The following is a 21,626-nucleotide window of genomic DNA, read 5'->3' on the forward strand; positions in this document are numbered from 1 at the left end:
GCGGAAATCGTTAGGACTGGCCTCGTTATCGAAGCCTTATGGGGATGTTTTATGTGCGGCATTGTCGGGATCGTCGGAACTGCGCCTGTTGCCGGGCGCCTGGTCGATGCGCTGAAGCGTCTCGAATATCGCGGTTATGATTCCGCCGGCGTCGCCACCATCCATGAGGGCGTGATGGATCGCCGCCGCGCCGAAGGCAAGCTGTTCAATCTGGAAAAGCGCCTGGACGCCGAACCGCTGCCCGGTGTGGTCGGTATCGCCCATACGCGCTGGGCGACCCACGGCGTTCCGAACGAGACCAATGCCCATCCGCATTTCGTCGAAGGTGTCGCCGTCGTCCACAACGGCATCATCGAGAACTTCTCCGAGTTGCGCGACGAGTTGACGGCGGAGGGTTCGGTCTTCGAAACCCAGACCGATACCGAGGTCGTCGCTCAGCTGATGGCGAAATACCTGCGCGAAGGCCTGGAGCCGCGCGCCGCAATGTTGCAGATGCTGAACCGGCTGACCGGCGCCTATGCGCTTGCAGTCATGCTCAAGGCCGATCCCGGCACGATCATGGCCGCCCGTTCGGGGCCGCCGCTTGCCGTCGGTTATGGCCGCGGCGAGATGTTCCTCGGGTCGGATGCGATCGCACTGTCGCCCTTCACCAACGAGATCACCTATCTCGTCGACGGCGATTGTGCCGTCCTCACCCGCGACGGTGTCGCCGTCATCGATTTTGCCGGCAAGCCGGTCAAGCGCGCCCGGCAGATCTCGCAGGCGACCGCCTATGTCGTCGACAAGGGCAACCATCGCCATTTCATGGAAAAGGAAATCTACGAGCAGCCGGAGGTGATCTCCCACGCGCTCAGCCATTACGTTGATTTCGCCGAGAACACCATCGGCGCCAACGCCGCCGCGATCGACTTCAAGGCGGCGACCGGCCTGGCGATCTCGGCCTGCGGCACCGCCTATCTCGCCGGCCTCGTCGGCAAATACTGGTTCGAGCGTTATGCCCGTCTGCCGGTCGAGATCGACGTCGCCTCCGAATTCCGCTACCGCGAAATGCCGCTGTCGCCATCGCAGGCCGCTCTCTTCATCTCGCAGTCCGGCGAAACCGCCGATACGCTGGCATCGCTGCGCTATTGCCGCGACAACGGCCTGAAGATCGGCGCCGTCGTCAATGTCCGCGAATCGACGATCGCCCGCGAATCCGATGCCGTCTTCCCGATCATGGCCGGCCCCGAAATCGGCGTCGCCTCGACCAAGGCCTTCACCTGCCAGCTTGCCGTGCTGGCATCGCTGGCGATCGGCGCCGGCAAGGCGCGCGGCACTGTGAGTGCCGATGAGGAGAAGACGCTGGTGCGCCATCTCGCCGAAATGCCGCGCATCATGAGTCGCGTGCTGAACCTCATCCAGCCGCAGATGGAAAGCCTGGCGCGGGAGCTGTCGAAGTGCAAGGACGTGCTCTATCTCGGCCGCGGCACCAGCTTCCCGCTTGCTATGGAAGGTGCGCTGAAGCTCAAGGAAATCTCCTATATCCACGCCGAGGGGTATGCCGCCGGCGAATTGAAGCACGGACCGATCGCGCTGATTGACGAGAACATGCCCGTCATCGTCATCGCCCCCTACGACCGCTTCTTCGAAAAGACCGTCTCGAACATGCAGGAGGTCGCAGCCCGCGGCGGCCGCATCATCTTCATCACCGACGAAGCCGGTGCGGCGGCCTCGAAACTGCCGACCATGGCGACAATCACCCTGCCTGTGGTCGACGAAATCATCGCGCCGATGATCTTCTCGCTGCCGATCCAGCTGCTCGCCTATCACACCGCCGTCTTCATGGGCACCGATGTCGACCAGCCGCGTAATCTGGCGAAATCCGTAACCGTGGAATAAGCCCGCGACAACCCGATCTTCGCGCCGAAACATATTGTGCGACGCCTCGAATTCTGGCAATTTTGGTCTGCGGACAAGGGGGAAGGGCCGGCGTTCCGGCCTGTCCAGGACTGAGATGGAGTTCATCAGTAGAGATGACCGACAACACCCCCAGAATGCCGGTGGCGACCCGGTTGAGGAACAATTTTCTCGCAGGCCTGATCATCTGCGCGCCGATCGCCATTACCATCTGGCTGACCTGGACCTTCATCCACTGGTCTGACAGCTGGGTCAGGCCCTATATTCCGGCGCGCTGGAATCCGGAAAGCTATCTCAATTTCGCCATTCCCGGTTTCGGCCTGTTGACCGCCATCGTGTTGATCACCGTCGTCGGTTTTCTCGGCAAGAACCTGATCGGCCAGAGCATCGTCCGTTTCGGCGAATCGATCGTCCAGCGCATGCCGCTGGTCCGCACGATCTATAGAAGCGTGAAACAGATTTTCGAAACGGTGCTGAAGGAACAGGCGAATTCCTTCAAGAAGGTCGGCCTCATCGAATATCCAGGCCCCGGCCTCTGGGCGCTGGTCTTCATCGCCACCGACGCCAAGGGCGAGATCGCGTCGAAGTTCAACGCCATGGGCCAGGATATGGTGGCCGTCTTCCTGCCGCCGACCCCGGTGCCGACGGCAGGTTTCCTCGTCTTCGTGCCGCGCGAAAAGATCGTCCTGCTCGACATGAGCCCGGAAGACGCCGCCAAATTCCTGATTTCCGGCGGTCTCGTTGCCCCCGGACACAAGCCGCCCGAGCCGAAGCAGAAACATTTGCCGCGGCCGAAGCCGGTGGCGGTTTCAAAGGCGGATTGAAGCATGTCGCCCAAAAGTGTCAGCGGTTTTGGGATAACGACATGCATGTAACAAAGATTTAAAGCGCGTCGCGGCGCGCTTTATCCCGCTCTCAGAAACCGGATCGCCTCGTCGCGGCGGAAGAGATAGAGCAGGGTGCGGATCGCCGTTCCTCTGTCACTGGTCAGCTCCGGATCGCGCTCAATGAGATAGGTCGCATCCTTGCGGGCGATTTCCAAGAGGTCGGCATGCGCCTCGAGGCTGGCGATGCGGAAGCCCGGCGTGCCGGACTGGCGGGTGCCGAGCAATTCGCCTTCGCCGCGCAGCTTCAGGTCCTCTTCGGCGATGCGAAAACCGTCCTCCGTCTCCCGCATGATCGACAGCCTCGCATGGCCGGTCTCGCCGAGCGGTCCCTTGTAGAGCAGGATGCAGGTCGAGGCCTGGTCACCACGCCCGACGCGGCCGCGCAGCTGATGCAATTGCGCCAAGCCGAAGCGTTCGGCATGTTCGATCACCATGATCGTCGCATCCGGCACATCGACACCGACCTCGACGACGGTGGTGGCGACGAGCAGCCGCGTTTCGCCGTTCTTGAACGCCAGCATCGCCGCGTCCTTCTCCGGGCCGTTCATCCGGCCATGGATGAGTCCGATACCCGGGCCGACATTGGAACCGAGCGCGGCGACCAGTGTCGCGTGCCGCTCCTCGGCCGACATCAGGTCGAGCTCTTCGGATTCCTCGACCAGCGGGCAGATCCAGTAGGCCTTCTTGCCCTCGGCGATCGCGCCCTGCAGCCGCCCGACGATTTCGCCGGTCCGCTCCATTGGCACGGTGATCGTCTGGATCGGTTTGCGGCCGGCCGGTTTCTCGGTGAGTTTGGAAACGTCCATATCACCGAAGGCGGCAAGCACCAGCGTGCGCGGGATCGGCGTCGCCGTCATCACCAGCATGTGCGGCGAGATGCCCTTGGCGGTCAGCCTCAGGCGCTGATGCACGCCGAAACGGTGCTGCTCATCGACCACGGCCAGCATCAGCTTGGCGTAGGCGACGCTGTCCTGGAACAGCGCATGCGTCCCAATGATGATCTGTGCTGCGCCCGAGGCGATGCGCTCGAGGATTTCCTCCCGCTCCCGCCCCTTGGTGCGGCCGGTCAGGATCTCGATGCCAAGTCCGGCGGAGGCGGCGAATTTCGAGATCGTCGCATGGTGCTGCCGCGCCAGGATTTCGGTCGGCGCCATCAGCACGGCCTGGCCGCCGCTTTCGATCACCGCCGCCATTGCCATCAGCGCCACCAGCGTCTTGCCGGAGCCGACATCGCCTTGCAGCAGCCGCAGCATGCGCTCGGCTCTGGCCATGTCCTTCAAAACACCGGCGATCGCCTCGTTCTGGCTTGATGTGAGCGAGAAGGGCAGGGACTTCAGAATCTCACCGCTGATGTCTCCCGTCGCATGCACCGGCTGGCCCGCCACCTTGCGCAGCCTCTGTCGCACCAGGCTCAGCGACAGCTGGCCGGCGAGGAATTCGTCATAGGCAAGCCGCCGCCGGGCAGGAGCCTGCGGGTCGATATCGGCAGGATCGTGCGGCTCGTGCAGCATATGGAAGCTGTCGCGGATCGACGGCAGGCCCTCTCTCTGCGTCAAGGCGAGGTCGACCCATTCCGGCAACTCGGGAAAACGCGGCAGGGCGGCGTCGATGATCTTGCGCAGCGTCTTCGGCGAAAGCCCCGCCGTCAGCGGATAGATCGGCTCGACCAGTGGCAGGTTTTCCGCCTCATCGGCCCTGACGATATAGTCGGGATGCACCATCGAGGCGCGGCCGTTGAACCAATCGACCTTGCCGCTGACCGTCACTTCCGCATCGATCGGCAGTTGTTTTTCCAGCCAGGCGGCCTGGCCGCGGAAGAAGACCAGCGTCAGCTCGCCGGTCTCGTCATGCAGGAAGACGCGATAGGGAATATTGCTTTTGCCGCGCGGCGGCACCTGGTGCCGGTCGACACGCGCCGTGATCGTCACGATCGCGCCCTGCGGCGCGCGGGCGATGCCCGGCTGGTTGCGCCGATCGATCAGCGAAAACGGCGCGTGGAAGATCAGATCGATGACCCGGCAATCCTCCGGCGTCTCGCGGCCGAGCAGCTTGACCAGCAGGTCGGCGATCTTCGGGCCGACGCCCGGAAGGCCCGAAATTGGGGAAAACAGAGGATCGAGAATGGCGGGGCGCATGCGGCCAAAATGCGATGAACAATGCGGCCTTGGCAAGGCTGACAAGCCGCTTTCCAGGGTCTATAGAGGCGCATCAACAGGAAGGTAATGCCATGACAGGTGTCACGCTCACCAGTGCCGGTCTCGACCCGCGCCGCCGCCGGATCCTTTTCCGCTGCTGGCACCGCGGCATCCGCGAGATGGACCTGGTCTTCGGCCAGTTCGCCGAAGCCGAGATCGCGACGCTTTCGGAAGCCGAGCTTGACGAGTTCGAGACGATCATGGCGGAAGAGGACAATGACCTTGTTCGCTGGATCATGGGAACATGGCCGGTGCCCGAGCGTTTCCAGACACCGATGTTTACCCGCCTTGCCGCCTACACACCCGATTTCGACAAGCCCCTCAGGACGCCGGAATGATCCCTGGTTTCGATGCGAAGAAGCTTGCGGCCATTGCCGAGCCGCTGACGATCGGCAATGTGCCGTCAGGTCTGGAACCGCTGCTGCTGGCCGAACTCGCCCGAGCGGGAGAGCCGGTCGCTTATGTCATGTCCGACGGCCACCGCATGGCCGATCTCGAGCAGATGCTGGGCTTTGTCGCCCCCGACATTCCTGTTCTCACCCTGCCGGCCTGGGACTGCCTGCCTTATGACCGCGTTTCGCCGAGTGCCGATACCTCGGCCCGCCGGCTTGCAGCACTCGGCGGCCTCATCGCCCACCGCAAGAAGCCGCATGCCGCCATCGTCCTCGTCACCGCCAATGCCATGCTGCAGAAGGTGGCGCCGCAGGATGTCATCGAAAGCCTGACTTTTTCAGCCCGTCCCGGCAACCAGCTGCGCATGGACGATCTTGCCGGCCGCCTGGAGCGCAACGGCTTCGAGCGTGTCGCAACCGTGCGCGAGGTCGGCGAATATGCCGTGCGCGGCGGCATTCTCGACGTCTTCGTGCCGGGTTCGGAAGAGCCGGTCCGCCTCGATTTCTTCGGCGACACGCTGGAATCGATCCGCTGCTTCGATCCGGGAAGCCAGCGCACGACGGGCCAGGTGCGCTCCCTCGATCTCAACCCGATGAGCGAGGTGACACTGACCCCGGATACGATCAGCCGCTTCCGCAAGAATTACCTCTCGGCTTTCGGAGCCACCACGCGCGACGACGCGCTCTATCTCGCCGTCTCCGAGGGTCGGCGTTATCCGGGCATGGAGCATTGGCTGCCGCTCTTCTACGAGAAGCTCGATACCGTCTTCGATTATCTCAGCGGCTTCCGTGTTGTCACCGACCATACGGTGCGTGAGGCAGCCGAGGAGCGCTCCAAGCTGGTCTTCGATTATTACGACGCCCGGCTGAATTCCGGCCAGCCGGCCAAGGGCCAGATGGCGCAGGGCACGCCCTACAAGCCGGTGACGCCGGGCCAGCTCTATCTCGACAGCAAGCTTTTCGCAAAGACCCTCGACGCGCTCGGGGCGATCCGCATCAGCCCCTTCAACGAGCATGAGGGCGAGGCGCGCCGCGTCGTCAATATCGACGCCCGCCAGGGCCAGCGCTGGGCTCGCGCGAATGCCGAAGGCGGCGGCGATGCAGAACGCATCAACATCTTCGACGTCGTCGTCAAACATATCGCCGACCGCCGCGCCGGCGGCGCGAAAGTGCTCGTCACCGCCTGGACCGAAGGTTCGCTGGAGCGCCTGCTGCAGGTGCTGAACGAACACGGCCTGGAAAAGGTCAAGCCGGTCGAGGCGCTGAAGGATCTCGGCTCGTTGGCGAGAGGCGAGGCGGCCGCCGCCGTACTCAGTCTCGAAGCCGGCTTCGAGGCCGGCGACCTCGTCGTCATCGGCGAGCAGGATATCCTCGGCGACCGCATGGTGCGCCGCTCCAAGCGCCGCAAGCGCGCCGCCGATTTCATCTCGGAGGTCGCGGGCCTCGACGAAGGCTCGATCGTCGTTCACGCCGAACATGGCATCGGCCGCTTCATCGGGCTGAGGACCATCGAGGCCGCAGGCGCCCCGCATGCCTGCCTCGAACTGCAATATGCCGACGAGGCCAAGCTTTTCCTGCCGGTCGAAAACATCGATCTTCTCTCGCGCTACGGCGGCGAGGGCACCGAGGCCCAGCTCGACAAGCTCGGCGGCGGCGCCTGGCAGATGCGCAAGGCCAAGCTGAAGAAGCGCCTGCTCGACATGGCCGATGCGCTGATCCGCATCGCCGCCGAGCGCCTGACGCGCCATGCGCCGATGCTGACGACGCCGGAAGGTCTCTACGACGAATTCGCCGCCCGCTTCCCCTATGACGAGACCGAGGACCAGGATGCCGCCATCGAGGCCGTGCGCTCCGATCTCGGCGCCGGCCGGCCGATGGACCGTCTCGTCTGCGGCGACGTCGGCTTCGGCAAGACCGAAGTGGCGCTGCGTGCCGCCTTCGTCGCGGCGATGAACGGCGCCCAAGTCGCCATCGTCGTGCCGACGACATTGCTCTCCCGCCAGCATTTCAAGACCTTTTCCGAGCGGTTCCGCGGCCTGCCGGTGCGCATCCAGCAGGCCTCGCGCCTGGTCGGGGCCAAGGAGCTGGCGCTGACCAAGAAGGAAGTGGCCGAAGGCAAGACCGATATCGTCGTCGGCACCCATGCGCTGCTTGGCGCCGGCATCAAATTCGCCAATCTCGGCCTGCTCGTCATCGATGAGGAGCAGCATTTCGGCGTCAAGCACAAGGAACGGCTGAAGGAGCTGAAGAGCGACGTGCATGTGCTGACGCTGTCGGCGACGCCGATCCCGCGCACGCTGCAGCTTGCGATGACCGGCGTGCGCGAACTGTCGCTGATCACCACGCCGCCGGTTGACCGCATGGCGGTGCGCACCTTCATCTCGCCCTTCGACAGTCTGATCATCCGCGAGACGCTGATGCGCGAGCATTATCGCGGCGGCCAGAGCTTCTATGTCTGCCCTAGGCTTGCCGACCTCGAGGACATACATGCCTTCCTGCAGTCGGATTTGCCGGAGCTGAAGGTCGCCGTCGCCCATGGCCAGATGCCGGCCGGCGAACTCGAAGACATCATGAATGCCTTTTATGAGGGCCGTTACGATGTGCTGCTGTCGACCACCATCGTCGAATCCGGCCTCGATGTGCCCACAGCCAACACGCTAATCGTCCACCGCGCCGACATGTTCGGCCTTGCCCAGCTCTATCAGCTGCGCGGCCGCGTCGGCCGCTCGAAGGTGCGCGCCTTCGCGCTCTTCACCCTGCCTGTGAATAAGGTGCTGACGGCCACCGCCGAACGCCGGCTCAAGGTGCTGCAGTCGCTGGATACGCTCGGCGCGGGCTTCCAGCTGGCCAGCCACGATCTCGATATCCGCGGCGCCGGCAACCTGCTCGGCGAAGAGCAGTCCGGCCACATCAAGGAGGTCGGCTTCGAGCTCTATCAGCAGATGCTGGAAGAGGCGGTCGCCGAGGTCAAGGGTATCGACGAGATCCACGACACCGGCTGGTCGCCGCAAATATCGGTCGGCACGACGGTGATGATCCCGGAGGGCTACGTGCCCGACCTGCATCTGCGCATGGCGCTCTACCGCCGTCTCGGCGAAATCACCGAACTCAAGGAGATCGACGGCTTCGGCGCCGAGATGATTGACCGTTTCGGGCCGATGCCGATCGAGGTCCAGCATCTCCTGAAGATCGTCTACATCAAGTCGCTCTGCCGCACCGCCAATGTCGAAAAGCTCGATGCCGGCCCGAAGGGCGTCGTCGTGCAGTTCCGCAACAAGGAATTCCCCAACCCGGCAAACCTCGTCGGCTACATCGGCAAGCAGGGCGCGATGGCGAAAATCCGCCCCGACCACAGCGTTTTCCTGACCCGCGACCTGCCGACGCCGGAAAAGCGCCTGCAGGGCGCTGCCGTTATCATGACGCAACTGGCCGAGATGGCGAAATAAACGGAAGGACTTGAGGATGGCGACATACGGCGCAAGGATCGCTTGGGACCGGAACGGCGAGACATTCACCGACAACCGCTACAGCCGTGCCCACCGCTGGAGCTTCGACGGCGGCATCGAGGTCAGGGCGTCCTCCTCGGCGCATGTCGTTCCGCTGCCCTATTCGGTCGAAGACGCCGTCGATCCGGAAGAGGCTTTCGTCGCCTCGCTCTCCAGCTGCCACATGCTCTGGTTCCTGTCGATTGCCGCCAAACAGCGGTTCTGCGTCGACAGCTACACCGATGCCGCCGAGGGCATCATGGAGAAGAACGCCGAAGGCCGCCTCGCCATGACCGTCGTGACGCTCCGTCCGCATGTCGTCTTCAGGGGCGACAAACAGCCTTCCCTGAGTGAGCTCGAAAGCCTGCACCATCGCGCCCATGACGACTGCTTCATCGCCAATTCGGTGAAGACCGAGGTGCGCTGCGTTCCAGTTCTGGGCTGACGCTGAAATCGTTGCCGGCCCTTTGCCGTCTGCTAGTTGAGCCCGGATCGCGCCTCGGCCTTCGCTTTGGCGATATCGCGCAACGCGTTTACTAGCACGTCGGGCGTCTGGGCGCCGCTGACGGCATATTGCTGGTCGAAGATGAAGAACGGCACGCCGTTGACGCCCATCTCCTGGGCCGCCGTGATCTCGGCAACGATCAGATCGCGATCGGCATCGGAGGCGAGCAGCGAGGCGGTGGCCGGGCGGTCGAGGCCGGCCTTCTCGGCGATATCGAGCAGCACCGCATGGTCGCCGACATTGCGGCCTTCCTCGAAATTCGCCGTGAACAGGGCGGCAACCACTTTGTCCTGCTTCTCGCGGCCTTCGATCATCGCCCAGTGGATCAGCCGATGTGCATCGAGCGTATTCGGGCCGATCCTGATCGCCTCGAAATCGAAGGCGATGCCGACCTCGCGGCCCAAATCGGTGAGCATCTTGTGGGCCTGCGCCACGCGTTCCTCGCCGCCAAGTTTCTCCGCCAGCGCCTTCTTCTGGTCGACTCCCTCCTTGGGGTACTCGGGATTAAGCCGGTACGGCCGCCAGTTGATGTCGACGCCGATTTGGTCCTGCACCTCGGCAATGGCAAGCTCCAGCCGCGCCTTGCCGAGATAGCACCAGGGGCAGACGACATCCGAGACGACGTCGATGGCGATACGCTCCATGATGATTTTCCTTATTCTCTGCGTCTCAGAACGGAGACATTCAGCCGGCCCGATTCGGCTCTTCTTACTGCACGCTCGTATCCCACCATACCGGCAGCTGATAGCCATTGAGCGGCACGCTCTCGGGATGGCCGATGCGCTTGCTGCGTGCCAGCCATTGCTGGTCTATATGGTAGAGCGGCAGCACGTAATGGCCGGAAAGCAGCAGCCGGTCATAGGAGCGCACCGCCGCGGTGAAATCCTCGGCGGAGCGCGCCCTGAGCAGATGGTCGATCAGCGTGTCGATATCGGGATCGGCGACACCGGCGAAACTGTCGGTGCCTTCGCGGGTCTTGGCGGCGGAAGACCAACGGCCGAGCTGTTCGTTTCCAGGCGATAGCGACGAAGTGTAGGACTTCATGATCATGTCGTAGTCGAAGCTGTTCGTCCGGCTCTGATACTGCGAATCGTCGACGGTGCGGATCGAAGCGGCAATGCCGATCGTCTGCAGCGATCGCTGATAGGCGACGGCGAGCTTCTCCTGGTCGGCATTTTGCGTCATGATTTCAAAGGCGAGCTGGCGGCCGGAGGCATCCACCATCTTGCCGCCCTGGATCGCATAGCCGCCCTCTTTCAACAATCCAACAGCCTGTTTCAGCACATTGCGGTCGCGGCCGGAGCCATCGGTGACCGGCAGCTTGTAGGTGCCGTCGAGAATGTCGGGCGCGATTTTGCTTTTGATCGGCCCGAGCAGGGCAAGCTCGGCGGCATTGACGGGTACGCCGAAGCTCGACAGCTCGGAATTCTGCCAGAAGCTCTGGGTGCGCTTGTAGGCGCCGGAATAAAGGTTCTTGTTCGCCCATTCGAAATCGAACACCAGCGACAGGCCTTCCCGCACCTTGAGATCGGCAAAGATCGACCGGCGCGTGTTGAACACGAAGCCGAGCATGCCGCTCGGCAGTTTCGGCGTGAACGTGTCCTTGAGGACAGAGCCCGAGGTGGCCGCGGGGAAATCATAGGCATTGGTCCAATGGCCGGGATTGCCGTCGGGATAGACGTCGACATCGCCCTTCTTGAAGGCCTCGAATAGCGTCGTATCCTGCAGGAAATACTGGACGGTGATCGTGTCGTAATTGTCGGTGCCGACCTTGGCGGGAATGTCCTTGCCCCAGTAATTCGGATCACGCTCATAGGTGATGCTCTCGCCGGGCTTCACCGTTTTCACCTTGTAGGGACCGGAGCCGATCGGCGGCGTCAGCGACGAACGGTCGAAGGTTTCCGGATCGATCGCATGTTTCGGCAGAACCGGGAAAAGGCCGAAGATCAAAGGCGTCTCCCGGTCGGCCTTGTCGTTGAAGGTGAAGCGCACGCTGTGTTCGCCGACCTTCTCCATCTTGGCGACGACGTTGAGGCGGTTGGCGAAGGGCACGCGGCCCTTGTCGCGCATCAGTTCGAAGGTGAACATCACGTCCTCAGGCGTCACCGGCTGGCCATCGGCCCATTTCGCCTTCGGATTGAGGTTGAACTGGATGAAGCTCCTGTCGTCGTCCCATTCGACCGTCTCGGCCAGCAGGCCGTAGAGCGTGAACGGCTCGTCCCTGGAGCGCTGCATCAGCGATTCGTAGACGAGATTGCCATATTCCGGATCCCACATTCCGCGCGCCGTCGTGCGCATGCTCTTCAGGATAAACGGGTTGAGGCTGTCGAAGGTGCCGACGACGCCGTAGGTGATCTTGCCGCCCTTTTTCACATCAGGATTAACGTAAGGGAAGTGTTTGTAATCCGCCGGCAAAGCCGGCTCGCCGTGCATCGCGATGCCATGCAGCGGCTCGGCGGCGACAGCGCCGCACAGCAGCGACAGGACGAGGGGGACGACGATCCGGAGCATTCGGCAATCCTTGAGACCACGAAAACGGGCATGATTCACCGCGGAGATTATCATGGGGTCGAGCGATTCCAACACGGAGCGCCGATTTCTTTGGCATCGCGACGAAATGCTCCTCAAATTGCCAAAGAAATGCTGGATATCTTGAACGCCGCGATGTAACAGGTGAACCCGAAGTTTCGGGGTCATGCATTTGCCTTATTTTTTTAAGAGGTGAGTGCCGAACGACCCGAGGTTGGGGCGGCAAGTCGCTGTCCTGAACGGATATCAGGAGACGGAATTCGTTATGATGTTCAAGTCTGAAAAGAAAATGCGGGCAGCGCTGTCCGTTCTGGCAGTGATGTTCGGCGCCGCTTCGGCTCCGGTCTCCTCCTTCGCCCAGGAAGCCGCGGCTCCTGCCGATGGCCAGGCGCAGGCCGCCGGCGCGCCGAAGCTCGGCTGGTACAAGACCTGCAGCAAGCAGGAAGACAACGACATCTGTGTTGTCCAGAACCTGATTCTCGCCAATGGCGGCCAACTCGTCACGGCCGTCGGCCTGATCTCGGTTTCCGGCAAGATCAACCGCAAGCTCCTGCAGGTCTCGGTTCCCACGGCACGCCTGATCCCCCCGGGCGTCATCATGCAGATCGACGGCGGCAAGGGCCAGAAGCTCGACTACGCCGTCTGCCTGCCGGACAAGTGCACGGCCGAAGTTCCGCTGACCGACGCGATGATCGCCAGCCTGAAGAAGGGCAGCGACGTGATCTTCACCTCGATCAACTTCCGTCGAGCCCCGAACCCGATCAAGATCTCGCTCGAAGGCTTCACCGGCGCTTATGACGGCGAACCGGTTTCCGAAAACAAGCTCGCCGCAAGTCAGCGCAGTTTGCAGGAAGGCATGCAGAAGAAGGCCGAAGAAGCCCGCAAGAAGCTGGAAGACGCCCAGAAGGCAGCCAAGGCGCAGTAATCCTGCCGCCATACTGAATAGAAACCCGGCTTCAAGCCGGGTTTTTTGTGCGCAAGGAAAAGGCCTCGTCGGGAACGAGGCCTTGAATGATGCTGCGGTCAGACCGAGTTTAGTGGGCGAAGCTCATCTTGGGTTTGAACTGCCCTGACGGGGCCTGATCGAAAATCTGGTAGATCTGCGGGTTGCGAAGCGGCGTGCCGCTTTCATCGTTCATCAGATTCTGCTCGGAGACATAAGCGACATATTCGCTTTCTTCATTTTCCGCGAGCAGGTGATAGAAGGGCTGGTCCCTGCTTGGGCGCACCTCGGCCGGAATGGAATTCCACCATTCCTCCGTATTCGCGAACTCCGGATCAACGTCGAAGATGACGCCGCGAAACGGGAAAACCTTGTGCCGGACCACTTCGCCGATACTGAACTTTGCTACTCTTTCTTTCATGGTACGACTTCCTTTCATCACCAAATTTGGTGATTGGTGCCGCGCAAATCAAGATTTTTGCGCAAGCTCGTCACATGAACGTCATATCCTCCTCCTGCATAATTCCTTAGATCGGCATCGATTTAAGGATGAAATTATGCAGCATTTCAAAGTGTTACAGCGTCTTTGTGCGTCTGAAAAGACGCGCGGCGCTGTGATGGCGTCCATGACCCTGGGAGGTGAAAGCCCCGGCGAACCGGGACTTTCCGTGTTCAGGCCAATCAGGCCGAATAGTACATGTCGTATTCGACAGGATGCGGCGTCATTTCGAAACGCATCACCTCAGCCATCTTCAGCTCGATGAAGGCATCGATCTGGTCGTCGTCGAACACGCCGCCGGCCGTCAGGAACTTGCGGTCCTTGTCGAGGCTTTCGAGTGCTTCGCGCAACGAGCCGCAGACGGTCGGGATCTTCTTCAATTCCTTCGGCGGCAGGTCGTAGAGATCCTTGTCCATAGCCTTGCCGGGATGGATCTTGTTCTTGATGCCGTCGAGGCCGGCCATCAGCATGGCGGCAAAGGCGAGATAGGGGTTGGCGGTCGGATCCGGGAAACGGACTTCGACGCGCTTTGCTTTCGGGTTGGTGCCGAACGGAATGCGGCAGGACGCCGAGCGGTTGCGAGCGGAGTATGCCAGCAGAACCGGTGCTTCGTAGCCCGGGACGAGACGCTTGTAGGAGTTCGTTGACGGATTGGTGAAGGCGTTGATCGCCTTGGCATGCTTGATGATGCCGCCGATGTAGTAGAGGCAGCTCTCGGAAAGACCGGCATATTCATCGCCTGCAAAGGTCGGCTTGCCGCCCTTCCAGATCGACTGGTGCACGTGCATGCCCGAGCCGTTGTCGCCGAAGATCGGCTTCGGCATGAAGGTTGCCGTCTTGCCATAGGCATTCGCCACCTGATGCACGACGTATTTGTAGATCTGCATCTTGTCGGCGTTGCGCACCAGCGTATCGAACTTGATGCCGAGTTCGTGCTGGGCGGCGGCGACTTCATGGTGATGCTTTTCGACGACGACGCCCATCTCGGAGAGAACCGTCAGCATTTCCGAACGCATGTCCTGGGCGCTGTCGACCGGCGGAACCGGGAAATAGCCGCCCTTGACGCGCGGGCGATGGCCGAGGTTGCCGGTTTCGTAGTCGGTGTCGTCGTTCGACGGCAGTTCGGTCGAATCGAGCTTGAAGCCGGTGTTGTAAGGATCGGCCTTGTACTTGACGTCGTCGAAGACGAAGAATTCCGCTTCCGGGCCGACGAAGATCGTGTCGCCGATGCCGGATGCCTTGAGATAGGCTTCGGCCTTCTTGGCAGTGCCGCGCGGATCGCGGTTATAGGCCTCGCCGGAAACCGGATCGAGAATATCGCAGACGATGACCATGGTCGACTGTGCGAAGAACGGGTCCATATGCACCGTCTCGGTATCGGGCATCAGCACCATGTCGGACTCGTTGATGGCCTTCCAGCCGCCGATCGAGGAGCCATCGAACATCACGCCGTCAGCGAACATGTCCTCGTCGACGCAGACAACGTCCATCGTCACATGCTGTAGCTTGCCCTTCGGGTCGGTGAAGCGCAGATCGACGAACTTCACGTCGTTCTCCTTGATCTGCTTCAGAATTTCGCTTGCGGTCGCCATTAAATACCTTCCTCCGATTTGCGATGACAATACATGGCTGCGCTGACCGTATCGAACTTTGCGCGCCAGGCAAAGTGGGTCAGATGGCGTCGATGCCGGTCTCGCCGGTACGAATGCGGATGACCTCTTCGACGTTGGAGACGAAGATTTTTCCGTCGCCGATGCGGCCGGTCTGCGCCGCCTTGCGGATCGCGTCGATGACCGCCTCCGCGTTCTCGTCGGCCAGCACGACCTCGACTTTTACCTTCGGCAGAAAATCGACGACGTATTCGGCTCCGCGGTAAAGTTCCGTGTGACCCTTCTGACGGCCGAAACCCTTGGCTTCTGTGACCGTGATACCTTGCAGGCCGACTTCCTGAAGGGCTTCCTTCACTTCGTCCAGCTTGAAAGGCTTAATGATCGCTTCGATCTTTTTCATGAGAAAATGTCTCTCCGCTTCTCCCGTTATGGCAGGAATTTTCCCGCTCGCCGGATATGATGCAGATATCGTGCCAGTTTGAAATCCATCTTCTTAAAAAAATACGAGGATTTTGCCGAAACCGCCGCATTTGTGGGGATTTTGATGACGGTTTGGCGGCAAACCAGCGGAAAAACTCGGTCCTTCGATCAAAATCATATCGAAAATCGAAAAAGACATGAGTTTAAGGAGTCGCGCAACTATGTCTTAGTGGGGTGAAAATATAGGCAATTGCACAAAATAGGCTCTTTTCTTTGGTGTTTCAGGCGGTTGTTTTTTAGGCGTTTTTTGATTGAATAGGCCGATGAGCCATGAACTGTCCGATCTTCTTCTCACGCCTGCCGAGATGGCCGCGGTCGACGCTGCCGCTGCCGCATCCGGCATCGATTCCTTCGCTTTGATGGAAAGGGCAGGGGCGGCGGTCGCGGCGGCTGCCTTGCGCCTTCATCCCGGAGCTTTGCGCTTCGTCGTGCTTTGCGGGCCCGGTAACAATGGCGGCGACGCCTACGTCGCGGCAAGACATCTGCGGGAGAGCGGGGCGACGGTGGCGCTCTTCCATCTCAGCGACCCCGCCAGGCTAAAGGGCGATGCGGCTCGCGCGAGAGCCGGATGCGCGATCCAGGGGGAACAGCTCCACCTCTATAATCCCGAAACCGGCGACGTCGTCATCGATGGCCTGTTCGGTGCAGGGCTCGGCCGTGAAGTGCCGGCCGATGTCCGCACGGTCATAGAGTGCGTCGCCGAGGCAGGTCTTCCCGTGCTTGCCATCGATCTGCCCTCCGGACTGGATGGCCGCACCGGCAGGGTGTTGGGGGCCGCCTTCCGGGCCTGCAACACCTTCACCTTCATGACGCGCAAACCCGGCCATCTCCTGATGCCGGGCAGGGAGCTTTGCGGCGAGTTGGAGGTTTTCGATATCGGCATTCCCGCCCGCATCGTCAGGGCTGCGGCGGGCGGCGTCATCGCCGAGAACAGGCCGGATGCCTGGAAGGGTGTGCTGCCGGCCGAGCAGTTGGAAACCCACAAATACAAGCGCGGTCATCTGGTCGTCTTCTCAGGCGAGGCCGACAAGACGGGGGCCGCGCGCATGTCGGCGATCTCCGGCCTGAAGGCCGGCGCTGGCCTGGTGACGATCGCAGCCCCGCGCGCGGCGATGGCCGCCAATGCTGCGCATCTCACCGCCGTCATGCTGCACGCAATCGACGACGCGGCCGACCTCGACGATTGGCTCGCCGACAAGCGGTTGCAAAGCTTCGTTCTAGGCCCCGGCTTCGGCATCGGCGTCAGAGCGCGCGGCTTTGTCTCGGCCCTTGCCGAGCGCCATCTCGTGCTCGACGCCGACGGCATCTCCTCGTTCAAGGAAGACCCACAGCAGCTGTTTGATCTTTTCCGGGGTGAGCCGCGCTTGGTGCTGACGCCGCACGGGGGCGAGTTCGCCCGGCTCTTTCCCGATATTGCCGGCGACGATGGGCTCGGGAAGGTTGATAAATCAGTGGCCGCTGCCCGCCTCGCCAATGCCGCGATCGTCTACAAAGGCGCCGATACCGTCATTGCCGCGCCGGACGGACGTGCGCTCATCAATACCAACGCGCCGGTCTGGCTTGCCACCGCCGGTTCCGGCGACGTGCTCGCCGGCATCATCGGCGGATTGCTCGCCCAGGGCCTGCCGGCCTTCGAGGCCGCGGCCGCCGGCGTCTGGCTGCACGGAGAGGCCGGCCAACGCGCCGGCAAGGGCCTGACGGCGGAGGAGCTCGCGACCCATGTCTCGCCGCTTTAGCCCGCTCGATGCTTCAGCTTCGAACCGCCGATGCTTCAGCTTCGAACCGCCGATGCTTCAGCTTCGAGCCGCCGATGCTTTAGCTTCGAGCCGCCGATGCCTATGTCTTCAGCGCAAATCTCAGCCCGGCCTATTTTGCCAGCGCCTGCTGCAGGGCGATCGCCCCATGCGGCGCATTGACCTTGCCCTCGTGGATCATGAAGGCGAAGACGTCGCGTGGCTCGGCCTTCACCTTGCGATCCCCATCGATCAGCGGTAGGTCGTCCGGGACCTTGCCCTCCGCCCAGGTCTCCAGTCGGCCTGCCCAGGCCTTCAGGTCCTTATCAGGATAGCAGGTCGGGATATCGTCCGATCCCTTTTGCAGCCTGGCATAGACGAAGTCGGCCGTGACATCGGCGATCATCGGATATTCGAAATGTTCGGCGCAGACCGGCGCCACGCCGTATTTCGCCAGCAGTGCCACGAATTCCGGCACTTTGAAGGAATCGTGGCGCACCTCGACCACGTGGCGGAGCGCCAGCCCGTCCTGCTTTGCCGGCAGCTGCTTCAGGAAGGCCTCGAAATCTTCCGGATCGAACTTCTTCGTCGGTGCGAACTGCCAGAGCAGCGGCCCGAGATGATCGCCGAGTTCGCTGATGCCCGAGGACAGGAAGCGTTCCATCGATTCACCGGCTTCGGCAAGCACCCGCCGGTTGGTGACGAAACGCGTCGCCTTTAGCGAGAAGATGAAACCGTCGGGTACGTCGGCCGCCCATTTGGCGAAAACCGCCGGCTTCTGCGTGCTGTAATAGGTACCGTTAACCTCGATAACCTTCAGCTGGCGGCTGGCATAATTCAGCTCGTCCTTCTGTTTCAGGTCATCGGGAAAGAAATGCCCGCGCCAGGGCTCGAAGGTCCAGCCGCCGATGCCGGTGCGGATAGTGCCGGATTTGGTCATGTCGTCCTCCCTGTTTGCAGCCGTTCAGGCCGCATCGATCTGTTTCGCCATGTCGACGAGCGTCCATCCTGGCCGATATGGGTTCGGCCGGCGACCCGTTTCGTGAAATCCGACGGCGCGATAAAGGGCGATGTTCCGCTCCATCAGCGCATTGGTGTAGAGCCGGATTTCCGGCTTTGCCCACTCGCGCGCCTTGCCCTCCAGCCACTTGAGCATCGCCAGACCATGTCCGGCCCCCTGAAAGGCCGGCGAGACCGCGATGCTGAACAGCATGAGGTGATTGGAATGCCGCTCGACAACCATCAGCCCCGCGGTTTCGCCGCCGACCTCGCGGAGCCAGACCTCGCCGCGTTCGATGCGAGGCGCGTAATCCTCCGTTATCAGGATCGGCGGAGCGCCGAACAGTTCGGTATAGGGCCGATAGGCGGCTGCTGTCAGCGTCGTGATCCTTTCCAGATCTTCGGGCGACGCCGGCCGCATCGTCATTCCGCCGCAGCCGCCCTCTTCGCCGGCCGCCGTTCCAGCAATTCCTTGAGGAAGTGCCCGGTATAGGAGCGCTTCTCCTTGACGATCGCCTCGGGCGTGCCGAAAGCCACAATCTCGCCGCCGCCATCACCGCCTTCGGGACCGAAATCGAGCACCCAGTCGGCCGTCTTGATGACTTCGAGATTGTGCTCGATCACCACCACGGAATTGCCCTGGTTGACCAGTTCGTGCAGCATTTCAAGCAGCTTGGCGACGTCGTGGAAATGCAGGCCGGTCGTCGGTTCGTCGAGAATGTAGAGCGTGCGCCCCGTCGAGCGTTTCGACAGCTCCTTGGCCAGCTTGACGCGCTGTGCCTCGCCGCCCGACAGCGTATTGGCCTGCTGGCCGACCTTGATGTAACCGAGGCCGACATCCTTCAGCGACTGCAGCTTGTCGCGCACGGCCGGCACCGCCGCGAAGAAGTCGACGCCTTCCTCCACCGTCATGTCGAGCACGTCGGCGATCGACTTCTGCTTGAAGGTGACATCGAGTGTCTCGCGATTGTAGCGCTTGCCGTGGCAGACGTCGCAGGTGACGTAGACATCGGGCAGGAAGTGCATCTCGATCTTGATGACGCCGTCGCCCTGGCAGGCCTCGCAACGCCCGCCCTTGACGTTGAAGGAGAAACGCCCCGGCTGGTAGCCGCGCGCTTTTGCCTCCGGCAGGCCGGCGAACCAATCGCGGATCGGCGTGAACGCGCCGGTATAGGTCGCCGGGTTCGAGCGCGGCGTGCGGCCGATCGGCGACTGGTCGATGTCGATCACCTTGTCGATATGCTCGAAGCCGTCAATGCGGTCGTGATCGGCCGGGTTTTCGCGCGCGCCCATGACGCGGCGCGCTGCCGATTTATACAGCGTCTCGATCAGGAAGGTGGATTTGCCGCCGCCGGAAACGCCGGTCACCGCCGTGAACACCCCGAGCGGGATTGCCGCCGTGACGTTCTTCAGATTGTTGCCGCGGGCGCCGACCACCTTGATCTCGCGGCCCTTCTTCTGTCTGCGGCGCTCGTTGGGAACGGGAACGCCGAGTTCGCCCGAGAGATATTTTCCGGTCAGCGACTTCGGATTGTCCATGATATCCTGCGGCGTGCCGTGGGCGATGACCTCGCCGCCATGAATGCCGGCGGCCGGGCCGATATCGACCACGTCGTCGGCCGTCATGATCGCATCCTCGTCATGTTCGACGACGATGACGGTGTTGCCGATGTCGCGCAGGTGCTTCAGCGTGTCGAGCAGCCGGGCATTGTCGCGCTGATGCAGGCCGATCGAAGGCTCGTCGAGCACATAGAGCACGCCGGTCAGCCCCGAGCCGATCTGCGAGGCCAGCCGGATGCGCTGGCTTTCGCCGCCCGACAGCGTGCCGGAATTGCGCGACAGGCTGAGATATTCCAGGCCGACATCGTTGAGGAAACGCAGCCGGTCGCGGATTTCCTTGAGGATGCGCACGGCAATCTCGTTCTGCTTGGCGTTGAAGCTGGCCGGCAGCGTCTCGAACCAGTCGCGGGCGACGCGGATCGACATGGCAGTCACTTCGCCGATATGCAGCGTGGCGATCTTCACCGCCAGCGCTTCCGGCTTCAGGCGGAAGCCGTTGCAGGAAGGGCAGGGTGCTGCCGACATGAAGCGCTCGATGTCCTCACGCGCCCAGGCGGAATCGGTCTCCTTCCAGCGCCGCTCGAGATTGGTGATGATGCCCTCGAAATTCTTCTGCGTCGTATAGGAGCGGGCGCCGTCGGCATAATGGAATTCGATCTTGTCGTCGGTGCCGTTGAGAATGACGTCCTTGGCCTCGTCGGAAAGATCGTTCCAGCGGGTGCCGAGCTTGAAGCCGTAATGTTTGCCCAGCGCTTCCAGCGTCTGATTGTAATAGGGCGAGGTCGACTTGGCCCAGGGCGCGATCGCCCCGTCGCGCAGCGTCCGTTCCGGCTCGGGCACGATCAGGTCGCGATCGATCTTCTGCTGGGCGCCGAGGCCGTCGCAGGTCGGGCAGGCGCCGAAGGGATTGTTGAAGGAGAACAGTCGCGGCTCGATCTCCGGAATGGTGAAGCCGGAAACCGGGCAGGCGAATTTTTCCGAAAACAGCACGCGCTCATGCGTCTCGTTGAGCGACTTGTTGGCCGAACCGCCGGCCGAGGTCTCTTCCAGCGGCAGCGGCTTGTCGGCGAATTCGGCGACCGCCAGCCCGTCGGCGAGCTTCAGGCAGGTTTCCAGGCTGTCGGCTAGGCGGGCCGAGACATCCGAGCGCACGACGATGCGGTCGACCACCACGTCGATGTCGTGCTTGTATTTCTTGTCGAGCACCGGCGCCTCGGCAATCTCGTAGAACTGGCCGTCGACCTTGACGCGCTGGAAGCCCTTCTTCATCAGCTCCGCCAGTTCCTTCTTGTATTCGCCCTTGCGCCCGCGCACGAGCGGCGCGAGAATATAAAGACGGGTGCCTTCGCCGAAATCGAGCACGCGGTCGACCATCTGGCTGACGGTCTGGCTTTCGATCGGCAGGCCGGTCGCCGGTGAATAGGGCACGCCGACGCGGGCAAAGAGCAACCGCATATAGTCGTAGATCTCGGTCACGGTGCCGACCGTCGAGCGCGGGTTGCGCGAGGTGGTTTTCTGCTCGATCGAGATCGCCGGCGACAGTCCGTCGATCTGGTCGACGTCGGGCTTCTGCATCATCTCGAGAAACTGCCGGGCATAGGCGGAGAGGCTCTCGACATAGCGCCGCTGGCCCTCGGCATAGATCGTGTCGAAGGCAAGCGAGGATTTGCCGGAGCCCGAAAGCCCGGTCATGACGATCAGCTTATTGCGCGGCAGATCGAGATCGATGCCTTTGAGATTATGCTCGCGCGCGCCGCGGATGGAGATCGTCTTCAGTTCGCTCATCGTCTCAGCTTGGTCCTTTGGGATAACAGCCCTTATTTAGTGATGCCGAACGGCGAGTCGAGGCTGAATGTCCGCAACACTGAAGGTTTTCGATTCTGTTGACAGGATCATACGGATAAACTAGAACA

The 21,626-nt window shown here is 62.1% G+C and carries 16 protein-coding genes; 7 read left to right on the forward strand and 9 right to left on the reverse strand.

Annotated elements, in window-relative coordinates; translation table 11 throughout:
• The first annotated feature begins 51 nt into the window (after positions 1-51).
• Both glmS and J3O30_RS11350 read left to right on the forward strand, forming a co-directional pair.
• The gene (gene glmS, locus J3O30_RS11345) at positions 52-1,878 is read left to right on the forward strand and encodes a glutamine--fructose-6-phosphate transaminase (isomerizing) (protein WP_207584215.1); all 1,827 of its coding nucleotides are present in this window, start codon (positions 52-54) and stop codon (positions 1,876-1,878) included.
• Positions 1,879-2,012: 134 nt separating this feature from the next.
• Positions 2,013-2,720, forward strand: coding sequence for a DUF502 domain-containing protein (locus J3O30_RS11350; RefSeq protein WP_207584216.1), 708 nt, complete (start codon positions 2,013-2,015; stop codon positions 2,718-2,720).
• Positions 2,721-2,800: 80 nt separating this feature from the next.
• Here J3O30_RS11350 and recG read toward each other — a convergent pair whose 3' ends face one another.
• Complete coding sequence (gene recG, locus J3O30_RS11355; RefSeq protein ID WP_207584217.1) at positions 2,801-4,918, reverse strand: ATP-dependent DNA helicase RecG; 2,118 nt, start codon at positions 4,916-4,918, stop codon at positions 2,801-2,803.
• A 92-nt stretch (positions 4,919-5,010) separates the two neighbouring features.
• Here recG and J3O30_RS11360 point away from each other — a divergent pair, with 92 nt between their 5' ends.
• Genes J3O30_RS11360 through J3O30_RS11370 form a run of 3 tightly spaced genes read left to right on the forward strand, consistent with a single transcriptional unit; the run spans position 5,011 to position 9,300 of the window.
• The gene (locus J3O30_RS11360) at positions 5,011-5,316 is read left to right on the forward strand and encodes a succinate dehydrogenase assembly factor 2 (protein ID WP_207584218.1); all 306 of its coding nucleotides are present in this window, start codon (positions 5,011-5,013) and stop codon (positions 5,314-5,316) included.
• Positions 5,313-8,816 (forward strand): transcription-repair coupling factor, encoded by a 3,504-nt coding sequence (gene mfd / locus J3O30_RS11365; protein ID WP_207584219.1) that lies wholly within the window; start codon positions 5,313-5,315, stop codon positions 8,814-8,816. The genes J3O30_RS11360 and mfd overlap by 4 nt, the downstream gene beginning before the upstream one ends.
• 16 nt (positions 8,817-8,832) lie before the next feature.
• Complete coding sequence (locus tag J3O30_RS11370) at positions 8,833-9,300, forward strand: OsmC family protein (protein WP_207584220.1); 468 nt, start codon at positions 8,833-8,835, stop codon at positions 9,298-9,300.
• A 32-nt stretch (positions 9,301-9,332) separates the two neighbouring features.
• Here J3O30_RS11370 and J3O30_RS11375 read toward each other — a convergent pair whose 3' ends face one another.
• Positions 9,333-10,004: a DsbA family oxidoreductase gene (locus J3O30_RS11375; protein ID WP_207584221.1), complete on the reverse strand. Its 672-nt coding sequence runs from the start codon at positions 10,002-10,004 to the stop codon at positions 9,333-9,335.
• Between the two features lie 64 nt (positions 10,005-10,068).
• Positions 10,069-11,871, reverse strand: a complete 1,803-nt coding sequence (locus J3O30_RS11380; protein ID WP_207584222.1) for an extracellular solute-binding protein — start codon at positions 11,869-11,871, stop codon at positions 10,069-10,071.
• Between the two features lie 283 nt (positions 11,872-12,154).
• Here J3O30_RS11380 and J3O30_RS11385 point away from each other — a divergent pair, with 283 nt between their 5' ends.
• Complete coding sequence (locus J3O30_RS11385; protein ID WP_207584223.1) at positions 12,155-12,814, forward strand: invasion associated locus B family protein; 660 nt, start codon at positions 12,155-12,157, stop codon at positions 12,812-12,814.
• A 109-nt stretch (positions 12,815-12,923) separates the two neighbouring features.
• Here J3O30_RS11385 and hspQ read toward each other — a convergent pair whose 3' ends face one another.
• The 3 genes from hspQ to J3O30_RS11400 all read right to left on the reverse strand — a co-directional run bounded on the left by hspQ (position 12,924) and on the right by J3O30_RS11400 (position 15,341).
• Positions 12,924-13,253, reverse strand: coding sequence for a heat shock protein HspQ (gene hspQ, locus J3O30_RS11390; protein WP_207584224.1), 330 nt, complete (start codon positions 13,251-13,253; stop codon positions 12,924-12,926).
• A 260-nt stretch (positions 13,254-13,513) separates the two neighbouring features.
• Positions 13,514-14,923 carry a type I glutamate--ammonia ligase gene (gene glnA / locus J3O30_RS11395; protein WP_003559365.1) on the reverse strand — a complete coding sequence of 470 codons (1,410 nt, stop codon included), beginning with the start codon at positions 14,921-14,923 and terminating at the stop codon, positions 13,514-13,516.
• 79 nt (positions 14,924-15,002) lie between these two features.
• Entirely contained in the window at positions 15,003-15,341 is a 339-nt protein-coding gene (locus J3O30_RS11400) for a P-II family nitrogen regulator (RefSeq protein ID WP_003539626.1), read from the reverse strand.
• Between the two features lie 343 nt (positions 15,342-15,684).
• Between J3O30_RS11400 and J3O30_RS11405 the strand changes: the two genes are divergently transcribed.
• Positions 15,685-17,157, forward strand: coding sequence for an NAD(P)H-hydrate dehydratase (locus J3O30_RS11405; protein ID WP_207584225.1), 1,473 nt, complete (start codon positions 15,685-15,687; stop codon positions 17,155-17,157).
• A gap of 130 nt (positions 17,158-17,287) precedes the next feature.
• Here J3O30_RS11405 and J3O30_RS11410 read toward each other — a convergent pair whose 3' ends face one another.
• From J3O30_RS11410 to uvrA, 3 genes are read right to left on the reverse strand one after another with little or no spacing between them, the layout of a single operon-like run.
• Positions 17,288-18,094 (reverse strand): DUF72 domain-containing protein, encoded by an 807-nt coding sequence (locus J3O30_RS11410; protein ID WP_207584226.1) that lies wholly within the window; start codon positions 18,092-18,094, stop codon positions 17,288-17,290.
• Positions 18,095-18,118: 24 nt separating this feature from the next.
• The gene (locus tag J3O30_RS11415) at positions 18,119-18,580 is read right to left on the reverse strand and encodes a GNAT family N-acetyltransferase (RefSeq protein WP_207584227.1); all 462 of its coding nucleotides are present in this window, start codon (positions 18,578-18,580) and stop codon (positions 18,119-18,121) included.
• Positions 18,577-21,498: an excinuclease ABC subunit UvrA gene (uvrA, locus tag J3O30_RS11420; RefSeq protein ID WP_207584228.1), complete on the reverse strand. Its 2,922-nt coding sequence runs from the start codon at positions 21,496-21,498 to the stop codon at positions 18,577-18,579. Before uvrA ends, J3O30_RS11415 begins: the two co-directional genes overlap by 4 nt.
• Positions 21,499-21,626 lie beyond the last annotated feature (128 nt).

The sequence above is a fragment of the Rhizobium sp. NZLR1 genome, assembly GCF_017357385.1.
GTDB lineage: Bacteria > Pseudomonadota > Alphaproteobacteria > Rhizobiales > Rhizobiaceae > Rhizobium.

Coding starts and splice junctions, on each gene's coding strand:
- glmS (WP_207584215.1), top strand. CDS start 52: ATGTGCGGCATTGTCGGGATCGTCGGAACTGCGCCTGTTGCCGGGCGC.
- J3O30_RS11350 (WP_207584216.1), top strand. CDS start 2,013: ATGACCGACAACACCCCCAGAATGCCGGTGGCGACCCGGTTGAGGAAC.
- recG (WP_207584217.1), bottom strand. CDS start 4,918: ATGCGCCCCGCCATTCTCGATCCTCTGTTTTCCCCAATTTCGGGCCTT.
- J3O30_RS11360 (WP_207584218.1), top strand. CDS start 5,011: ATGACAGGTGTCACGCTCACCAGTGCCGGTCTCGACCCGCGCCGCCGC.
- mfd (WP_207584219.1), top strand. CDS start 5,313: ATGATCCCTGGTTTCGATGCGAAGAAGCTTGCGGCCATTGCCGAGCCG.
- J3O30_RS11370 (WP_207584220.1), top strand. CDS start 8,833: ATGGCGACATACGGCGCAAGGATCGCTTGGGACCGGAACGGCGAGACA.
- J3O30_RS11375 (WP_207584221.1), bottom strand. CDS start 10,004: ATGGAGCGTATCGCCATCGACGTCGTCTCGGATGTCGTCTGCCCCTGG.
- J3O30_RS11380 (WP_207584222.1), bottom strand. CDS start 11,871: ATGCTCCGGATCGTCGTCCCCCTCGTCCTGTCGCTGCTGTGCGGCGCT.
- J3O30_RS11385 (WP_207584223.1), top strand. CDS start 12,155: ATGATGTTCAAGTCTGAAAAGAAAATGCGGGCAGCGCTGTCCGTTCTG.
- hspQ (WP_207584224.1), bottom strand. CDS start 13,253: ATGAAAGAAAGAGTAGCAAAGTTCAGTATCGGCGAAGTGGTCCGGCAC.
- glnA (WP_003559365.1), bottom strand. CDS start 14,923: ATGGCGACCGCAAGCGAAATTCTGAAGCAGATCAAGGAGAACGACGTG.
- J3O30_RS11400 (WP_003539626.1), bottom strand. CDS start 15,341: ATGAAAAAGATCGAAGCGATCATTAAGCCTTTCAAGCTGGACGAAGTG.
- J3O30_RS11405 (WP_207584225.1), top strand. CDS start 15,685: ATGAGCCATGAACTGTCCGATCTTCTTCTCACGCCTGCCGAGATGGCC.
- J3O30_RS11410 (WP_207584226.1), bottom strand. CDS start 18,094: ATGACCAAATCCGGCACTATCCGCACCGGCATCGGCGGCTGGACCTTC.
- J3O30_RS11415 (WP_207584227.1), bottom strand. CDS start 18,580: ATGACGATGCGGCCGGCGTCGCCCGAAGATCTGGAAAGGATCACGACG.
- uvrA (WP_207584228.1), bottom strand. CDS start 21,498: ATGAGCGAACTGAAGACGATCTCCATCCGCGGCGCGCGCGAGCATAAT.